Here is a 6,336-nt window from a genome sequence, read left to right as displayed (position 1 = left end):
TTGCATGGACCCATACATCCGGCAGACACAGCTAATGAGGTTTTCAGCAAACCTAATCTTTCGTATCCAGTTTTCAGCGTGCAACACGCTACGTTTGGTGGCGATGGCGGAGGGGAACCACGCGTTCCCATACCGAACACGACCGTTAAGCCCTCCAGCGCCAATGGTACTTAGACCGCAGGGTCTTGGGAGAGTAGGACGTCGCCAAGCACGAGAGACCTATCGCATGTGATGCGATAGGTTTTTTGTTTCAACTAGTCCAACATTTCAATTCAAACTAAAAGGCCTTAGGTCGCTCTGATTGAGCATCTAAGGCCTTTCGTTTATCTACGGTAATAAGATGCTTCTCTAGACTCTAACCTTAGCACGCCGTCCTTCTGCTCTTTACGGAAGGTGTAGGAGAGAAGCATCCGTGGAATCAGGAGCCATAGGTGCCAGCTAACGATGCTGATCATAAGTGATTCTTTGATCCATGGATATAGAAGCGCGATGGCGCATAAGCCGATCCAGAACATATGGCGATGAACTCGGCGAAATAAATGCAGCTTAATATCATTGGCTGGCTTAAACCCGATCCATGGTGGCGAAATACGCCAAATCCATTTTCGATCAGCTGCTTCGTCTACTCGGATAAACGTCAGCAGTATGATTGTTATATGTATGATCTGGACGACGGCAAAACCAAATAACCAAGAAAACAAGCCGTCCATCTGATACATGAGCATTTGAAAAGCGAGCAAGATGGCTGCAATCAGCAAATGGCTTTGGATAAGCTCAGGACGAATGATTTTTTTTTTGACAAGCTGGTATTGATAAATGGTAGCATTTTTTTGTTCGGATAATTTTTGGCGCATGTACGAACGTCCTTCCGTTTGAATTACAGCAACTCTCGTTAACTATATCGGTATCAATTAGCAATCTGTCCATAGTTTCGGCTAAACAATTTTGCGCATTTTGTAACCATTAGCCCAGATGCAGCATACGATATATAAATATTTGAAATGTGCTATGAAACAAGTATAAATAGATAGACTATGTGTCATAATAATAGCTATATAGGAACGAACAGAAAGCGGGGATTGTCATGAGCGATAATCACGAGCATAAATGTAATATTTGCAACGAACACAAAGCTGAAGGCGAAGGCATTCGGATTGTTAGCGGCTTTATTTGCGAGACCTGTGAAGAAGAAATGGTACGAACAGATGTGAAAGATGCGAAATACCCTTTTTTCATTCATCAAATGAAGCAAATCTTTTTGGGCGAAAATGCTTGAGCGGTTTCTGACTACAGAAGCTGCTCTTTTTTTGTTTTATATCGAGTACAATAGATGGTATAGAAAGAGTGGATGTTATTTTGAAAGGAATGCCTTTATATATGAAGAAACTTTTTATTGCTCCGATATTCGAAGCGCTCCTTGATCATGCTGCTAGTAATCCGGTCGGCTTTCATGTCCCTGGCCACCATGGTGGACAAGCATTGAAGCAGGACACTTGGGTGGAACAAATGGAAAATAGTCCGTTTGAGTATTTTTATAAAATTATGCAGCTAGACGTAACAGAGCTTTCGTCGACTGATGATTTGCATCATCCTGAAGCATCTATAATGCAAGCGCAGCAATTAGCGGCTGCAACCTTTGGCGCCGAGGAGACCTTTTTCCTGGTGGGAGGAAGTACCTCTGGGAACATCGCATTACTGCTTGCGTTGTGCGAGCCGGATGATGTAATTATCGTGCAGCGCAATGTACATAAGTCGATCATAAGCGGATTAAAGCTTGCAGGTGCTAAAGCGGTATTTCTATCTCCCCAAATAGAACCACAGACGGGACTGGCAACCATTCCTACAGTGAAGCAGGTTGAAGATGCGCTTGCAGCATACCCGGAGGCTAAGGCTGTTTTTTTGTCTAATCCCAATTATTACGGCATGGGTGTAAAGCTGGCTGCCTATGTTGACGCAGTCCATCGATACGACAAGCCGATTCTGATTGATGAGGCACACGGGGCACACTATGGCCTGCACGCTTCATTTCCACGTTCGGCAATATCCGAAGGAGCAGATGCAGTTGTACAGTCGGCACATAAGACACTGCCTACCTTGACCATGGGTGCCATGCTTCACATACAAGGAAACAGGATATCAAGGGATACGCTGCGTCAGTCGCTTGCGATGCTTCAAAGCTCAAGCCCTTCGTTTCCCATTCTTGCATCAATCGATATTTCCCGAGCAATGATTGACGCCTTGGGAGCCGGTTTGTTTGAACAAAGCCTGCATTCGGCAGCATCTTTCCGAGATTGGTTGCAGCTGCAAAATACGGTCATATGCGAAATGAAAACTGAAGCCGCAAGACGTGAGGGTCTGCTCTTGGACCCATTGCGAGTCGTATTGTGCGACAGGAGCGGTGTTCGGACGGGCTATGAGCTTCAAAAGCATTTGGAGCAGAATGGCATTTTTGCAGAGATGGCTGATCCCTGCTATGTTGTACTTGTATTCGGCATTCAGACTTCTATGCACGATACACAGAGGCTCCAGCAAGCTATAGGCGCGATTAACGGTGAGGTTAAGGAACACAGCATTAATACAAGAAAGTCGGTCTATATGAACGAAACCATGCTGATAACTAATTCCGAGCCTGTTTCGTTTAACCGAGCAGGGTTTAAGAATAAAACAAGCTTGCGCATACAATTAAGCGCGGCTGAACATCATATATCGGCTGAGATGGTTACGCCATATCCGCCAGGTATCGCCATTTTATATCCAGGGGAGAGGATAACGCCGGCTATGGTTACGCATATTCAGAAACTCTCTGCAATGGGGGCGAAATTTCAAGGAGCAGTTGATCCAACGATGGCGACGATATCGATATTTGAACAATAAAGCCGAATAGTCTATGGGATTTTGGATTTGAGGCAAATCTTCATTGTACAAGGGGTATCGCTTTGTTAATATAGAAGAAAGTATAGTTAACATAAACGTTAGGAGAAGCCTTAGCTTGAAAAAAGGTGTTTTCATTACCATAGAAGGCGGCGAAGGAGCCGGCAAATCGACACTGATTGATCAGCTTTCGAATAAGATACTTCAACGGGGGAAATCGGTCCTTATGACGAGAGAGCCTGGAGGGATCCCGATTGCTGAACAAATTCGTGCCGTTATATTGGATCGCAGCAATATCACCATGGATGCAAGAACAGAAGCGCTGCTTTATGCGGCTGCAAGAAGACAGCATCTAGTGGAAAAGGTTGTACCCGCACTTGAACAGGGGCATATTGTCATTTGTGATCGTTTCGTGGATAGCAGTCTAGCTTACCAAGGGCATGCACGCGGACTTGGAATGGAAGAGGTCTGGGCTATTAATCAATTTGCCATTCAAGACCTAATGCCTGATCTGACCATCTACATGGATGTGTCTCCAGAAGTAGGACTTGAGCGAATCGCACAAGCGTCAGAGAGAGAGATCAACCGTTTAGATCTTGAGAAGCATTCCTTCCATGAGAAGGTACGAGAAGGCTATATGCAGCTGCTGAGGCAAAATCCTGATCGAATCGTGCTCGTAAATGCCGAACAAAGTCAGGAAATGGTGTTTGATGACGTTTTACAGGCAATTGATGATCGTTTTGCAGGATTTTTTGCAATCGATGTCAAACTTAAAGGTATGGATTAATTTCAGAGTTAAGCAAGCTCTCAATAACCTATTCTAATAGTAGTCAAGGGGGAATGAAGATGAAATTAGTAATCGCGGTTATTCAAGATAAGGACAGCAACAGACTCTCCAACGCCCTAGTGCGCGAAGGATTTAGAGCAACAAAGCTTGCAAGTACAGGTGGATTTCTAAGAGCAGGGAATACGACGTTTATGATTGGTATTGAGGATGAGCGGGTACATGAGGTTCTGCAAGTGATTAATGCCAATTGCAAGGTGCGTGACCAGCTTGTTACTCCTGTATCTCCTATGGGAGGATCAACGGATTCTTATATCCCATTCCCAGTTGAAGTACAGGTTGGCGGCGCTGCCGTATTCGTAGTACCAGTCGAGAGATTTGAGCATTTTTGAATGGGCGTGACAATCGATGAAAATTGATCAAGGCTTCCGGCCATTAGGCCCAAATCGTGCAGGCAACGAGGCAGCCAGCAAGCAGGTTCAGCCAAGAAGCTTTGCCGATGTCATGGTTCAACAAGATGCCGACCGTACGCAGGAGCAGCTTCAGCAGAAGCTGCAGGACATTCACAGACAAGGCGATCGCCTTGCGAAAGTGATGACCGTTCGTGAACTGAAGCTATACCGTCAGATGATCAAGCAGTTTTTGGAGGATACCATCAGGCGCGGCGTCGTGTTGAAGGAAGTCAAAGGCTTTGATCGCAGGGGACGGATTAAAAGATATAAACTGCTAGATGAGATTGATGCGACACTCGTCTCGATGGCCGAGGATTTGCTCGATAGCGAGCAAGGCAGAATTGACTTGCTCAACAAGATCGGCGAGATACGAGGCCTGCTTATCAATTTATTGTTTTGATGAGTACCAGGCAGGGAAAGGTTAGGAACGGCTATGAGCCTTGAACAAATAACAGGGCAATGGAAAGCGCAGCGGATTTTGAGCCATGCGCTGCAGAGCGGTAAGATTTCACATGCGTACTTATTTAACGGGCCCTCGGGAACGGGAAGAATGGCAATGGCGCGAGAATTTGCAAAGGCGCTGTTCTGTACAGCAGGCGGCGCCGATGCTTGCGGGGAATGCTTGGAGTGCAGGAAGTTCGAGCATGGCAATCAAACGGACTTAACGACAATTGCACCCGACGGCCAATCGATAAAGATCGACCAAATTCGCGAGCTGCAGCGCGATTTTTCTTATCGGAATAGCGGGACGAAGCGCAAGATATATATGATCGAGCAAGCCGACAAAATGACGATGCAGGCTGCAAACAGCTTGCTAAAATTTTTGGAGGAGCCGTTATCGCCGGTCGTAGCCATTTTGATTACCGATAATGGACAAGCTGTCTTACCTACCATTCGCTCTCGCACACAGTGGGTGCCCTTTCTTCCAATGTCGCCTGAGAGCATGCTACAGGCGCTAATTGCCGAAGGAGCGCCATCAACGTTAGCCCGGACTGTAGTTCAACTAACTTCGGGATTGGATGGCGCTAGACAATTTCTCCAGCAGAATCAGTTTGCAGAAATCAGAAGCCTAGTGATACAATTAGGCAAGGAGAGTTTGACCCGATTCACCGCGGCGATGATCACTGCTGGACAACAGCTTTTTAAGACGGATTTAGTGGAGCATATACAATTGCTGTTGTCGTTGTTAGTTATATGGTTTAAAGATTTGATTCAGTTCCAGGCCGGAAGGCAGGACAACATCGTTTTTATAGATCAGTTGGAATGGATAAGCAAGCACGCTTTTGAACGATCGTTCGCAGGCTGGGTGTCCTGCATAGAGCATACGCTTGAAGCAAGTAAGCGTATGCGTGCAAATGTAACGCCTCAGCTCGCATTTGAGCAACTATTGGTAAACTTACAGGAGGGCTAATTCTTGTATAATGTCATCGGTGTCCGCTTCAAGAAAGCGGGCAAGATCTATTACTTTGATCCGGTCGAACATCCCGTGGATAAGGAGCAACATGTTATTGTTGAAACAGCACGCGGAATCGAATACGGTAAAGTGGTGGTGGGACAGAAGCAAGTCGGTGAATCGGATGTCGTTCTTCCTCTTAAGAAAGTAATTCGCATTGCAAGCGACGTAGACGCTAAAGTCGTTGAAGAAAATCGTGCTGCTGCCAAAAATGCGTTTTCTACTTGTCTTGAAAAGATTAAAGGTCATCAGCTTCGCATGAAGCTGGTAGACGTCGAATTTACGTTTGACCGCAACAAAATTATTTTTTACTTTACGGCAGAAGGACGAGTAGACTTTCGTGAGCTGGTTAAAGATTTAGCTAGCGTGTTCCGTACACGAATTGAGCTTAGGCAAATTGGCGTACGGGATGAAGCGAAGATGCTCGGCGGAATTGGGCCTTGCGGACGAGTGTTGTGCTGTTCTTCTTGGCTGGGCGATTTTGAGCCCGTATCGATTAAGATGGCCAAGGACCAGAACCTATCGCTTAATCCGACTAAGATTTCCGGACTATGCGGACGTCTGATGTGCTGCCTGAAATATGAGCATGACAATTACGAAAGCATTCGCGAGGAACTTCCGGCGATTGGAAAATTCGTTGTCACCTCATATGGGGAAGGTAAGGTTACCGGCATAAACACATCCACCAAAAGCGTGTATGTGCAACTATTTGATACACCAGGTAAACCGAAAGAACTGTCGATGGATGATGTCGTCATCAAATAAGCGGCAGAGTG

8 protein-coding genes and 1 rRNA gene are annotated in these 6,336 nt (G+C 45.9%); 8 read left to right on the top strand and 1 reads right to left on the bottom strand.

The window, feature by feature from the left end:
- The first annotated feature begins 93 nt into the window (after positions 1–93).
- Positions 94–210, top strand: a 5S ribosomal RNA gene (gene rrf, locus HI950_RS30675).
- Between the two features lie 113 nt (positions 211–323).
- Here the strand turns inward: rrf and HI950_RS30670 are convergent.
- Complete coding sequence (locus HI950_RS30670) at positions 324–854, bottom strand: transposase (protein WP_169090122.1); 531 nt, start codon at positions 852–854, stop codon at positions 324–326.
- Positions 855–1,084: 230 nt separating this feature from the next.
- On the opposite strand from HI950_RS30670, the gene HI950_RS30665 reads away from it, so the two are divergent.
- From HI950_RS30665 to HI950_RS30635, 7 genes are all read left to right on the top strand, one after another.
- Complete coding sequence (locus tag HI950_RS30665; protein WP_169090120.1) at positions 1,085–1,276, top strand: sigma factor G inhibitor Gin; 192 nt, start codon at positions 1,085–1,087, stop codon at positions 1,274–1,276.
- A 101-nt stretch (positions 1,277–1,377) separates the two neighbouring features.
- A complete protein-coding gene (locus HI950_RS30660; RefSeq protein ID WP_169090118.1) occupies positions 1,378–2,874 on the top strand; it encodes an aminotransferase class I/II-fold pyridoxal phosphate-dependent enzyme in 1,497 nt (498 codons plus the stop codon).
- A 115-nt stretch (positions 2,875–2,989) separates the two neighbouring features.
- On the top strand, positions 2,990–3,658 hold the full coding sequence (gene tmk, locus HI950_RS30655) for a dTMP kinase (protein WP_169090116.1): 669 nt from the start codon (positions 2,990–2,992) through the stop codon (positions 3,656–3,658).
- A 59-nt stretch (positions 3,659–3,717) separates the two neighbouring features.
- Positions 3,718–4,047 carry a cyclic-di-AMP receptor gene (locus tag HI950_RS30650; protein ID WP_056634702.1) on the top strand — a complete coding sequence of 110 codons (330 nt, stop codon included), beginning with the start codon at positions 3,718–3,720 and terminating at the stop codon, positions 4,045–4,047.
- Between the two features lie 16 nt (positions 4,048–4,063).
- Positions 4,064–4,507 (top strand): YaaR family protein, encoded by a 444-nt coding sequence (locus HI950_RS30645; RefSeq protein ID WP_169090114.1) that lies wholly within the window; start codon positions 4,064–4,066, stop codon positions 4,505–4,507.
- A 33-nt stretch (positions 4,508–4,540) separates the two neighbouring features.
- On the top strand, positions 4,541–5,518 hold the full coding sequence (holB, locus tag HI950_RS30640; RefSeq protein WP_169090112.1) for a DNA polymerase III subunit delta': 978 nt from the start codon (positions 4,541–4,543) through the stop codon (positions 5,516–5,518).
- Positions 5,519–5,521: 3 nt separating this feature from the next.
- Positions 5,522–6,325 (top strand): PSP1 domain-containing protein, encoded by an 804-nt coding sequence (locus HI950_RS30635; RefSeq protein ID WP_053373398.1) that lies wholly within the window; start codon positions 5,522–5,524, stop codon positions 6,323–6,325.
- The last annotated feature ends 11 nt before the right edge of the window (positions 6,326–6,336 follow it).

This window comes from Paenibacillus sp. PL91, assembly GCF_012935325.2.
Classification (GTDB): Bacteria; Bacillota; Bacilli; order Paenibacillales; family Paenibacillaceae; genus Pristimantibacillus.
This window is presented reverse-complemented; position numbering and strand designations above follow the sequence as displayed.